General features: G+C 36.9%; 2 pseudogenes. Both read right to left on the bottom strand.

Annotated elements, in window-relative coordinates:
* Positions 1–232: 232 nt before the first annotated feature.
* Positions 233–911 (bottom strand): annotated as a pseudogene (locus ACFIK2_RS07665) (phage antirepressor KilAC domain-containing protein).
* Between the two features lie 586 nt (positions 912–1,497).
* Positions 1,498–2,026 (bottom strand): annotated as a pseudogene (locus ACFIK2_RS07660) (hypothetical protein); the annotation flags it as partial.

Here is a 2,026-nt window from a genome sequence, read left to right as displayed (position 1 = left end):
TAGAACATCATTTTATCCAATCCCACTTTTGTGGGGCTTTTTTTATGGAGCGTCAGATGAGAAAGATATCGAAAGAAGGATAGGCACTTCATCGTGAAGTTTTAAAATCAAAGCTTTTTCTACTAAACTCATGATCTCAACCAGAGCAGCACAATCTTATCACTCATATTTTCATGCCTAGAAAATTGAGATAATGCCATCCATAAATCGCATAAGAAGTTAGTATTTACCTTCATTGCACACCTCCATGGATTTTTCTCTCAAACATGCCGCCAATCCTTTAGGTGTGATTTTTGTTGAAGGCAGCACCTTTTCTGTTCCATCCGGTTTTTGAATGGTGATGGCAGAACAGTCCATGAATCCTTTTTTGATTTTATCCTGATTAAAGGTAACAATGGACCACTTGGAGCACGTCGATACACCCAATCATTTTTACGCAAGTAATCTGTTAAATCCTTTGGTCTTATCTCCAACATCTTCGCGGCTTCAATCAAACCAAACAAACCATCAGAGCGTTTTAAGCCTTCTAAAGCTTTTGCTTTTGGTGCTAATTCTGAAATAACATAGTTTTTCTGCTTAATTTGATTTTGTAGATGATTTAAGGCGCCAAATAATACTTCGGGTTTGGAGTAATCAATTTGTCGAATAGCTACTTGTCTTTCCAACTCTTTCCAACGGTCAATTATCTTTGCTCGTAAGGCAGTGCTGTAACTAGAAACAAGAATTAAGCATTCACGCTTTGGCAGGTTATAACAAGGGCGGCTTTCACCTTTGTTATCAAGGTAGTGCCCACCAAAATCAACCTCCTTAAATTTGAGGGCGTTAAGTTCTTCAAGCGTTTTCTTGATGTCACGCATAATATCGTCATGCCTTTTGCCACATAATTCAGTAATTTTAATAATGGTATTCATAAAGAATTCTTAGATGTTAGACGTTCCTTAATGACATTCTAAAAGAGTGCTGGGCACTAAGAAACACGGCATCTAGTCCGTCGTTACGCCTTTCCCCGAAGGGGGTATATGGCATAGCCACACCTGACAAAGCTATTATATGCATGTAGCACACAATGAGTTAAAGCTTTTAAATTGCGGAAGATTAGTTATTTCGGCAACTAATCCGCTAGTTGTTTTAAGGTGTTTTTGAGGCACCTGATTCGAAAATACCTATTACTATAGAATTTTCCAGCAACAAGAATTACTTTTTGCTAAGAAAACGTTTCACATATTGTACAGTGTACATATTGAAATTATTATTTATCAATGAGCTAAGTGTAAAATGTACAGTCAAATTGAAAATTCTGTCGTTAGCGATAGTTCGCACTAGTCTGCCCCGCAACGAAGCCAACCCGCTGGGAAGTACATTTTGAATTGATTTTATTGACTTTTTTATGGAAAAAACAAAACATAAGTGATAATCTGTTCTTAAAATTGCAATCAAAGTGTATAATACATAACTCATAAGGATATGGAATAGATAGATAAAGCTTAAGAACATAATTTAGCTTTTCTTGTTGGCAGCGTATTCTTGACGAGCAAGTTGGCACTGTATATTGGCAATTAATCTCTCATTAGCTTTTTTACAATAGCACTTGCAATTTCTGGCTTAGACATCACTTTAGCAATTGAAGGTCCTTCTTGTTTTGCAATGGGGAATTGATCTCCATCCGCTCTTTGAAATACATTACCATTCAGCTTTTTTAATTCAACACGCTTTGGAAAACTCCCATCCTTGATAAAAACATGGGCAAGATTTGTTCTTTTGCTTTAAAAAATTTAAGAGGTATTGGTGTTCCAGAACCAATGATATCTGTCTCAAGAAACCTTGCTGTTGCCTTTTCTTTAATATAAACACCTCTTCTTATACGCTTTATTTGGGCTGATGAGATGTCTGCAACTTGCTTTTCAGTAAAGCGTTCGACTTGTTTTGCTGCAGTGTTTAGAGCATTACGCAGAGCCCAATTAAGGCGAGGGGCTTGAAGGCTTGTGAAGGTATCTTTTGCCTGTTGAAGATACCATTTTTGGTGGAT

Origin of the sequence: Bartonella sp. AP88XZML (assembly GCF_042195565.1) — a bacterium.
GTDB lineage: Bacteria > Pseudomonadota > Alphaproteobacteria > Rhizobiales > Rhizobiaceae > Bartonella.
Note: the sequence above shows the minus strand (reverse complement) of the source record. Positions and strands in the feature narration are given on the sequence as shown.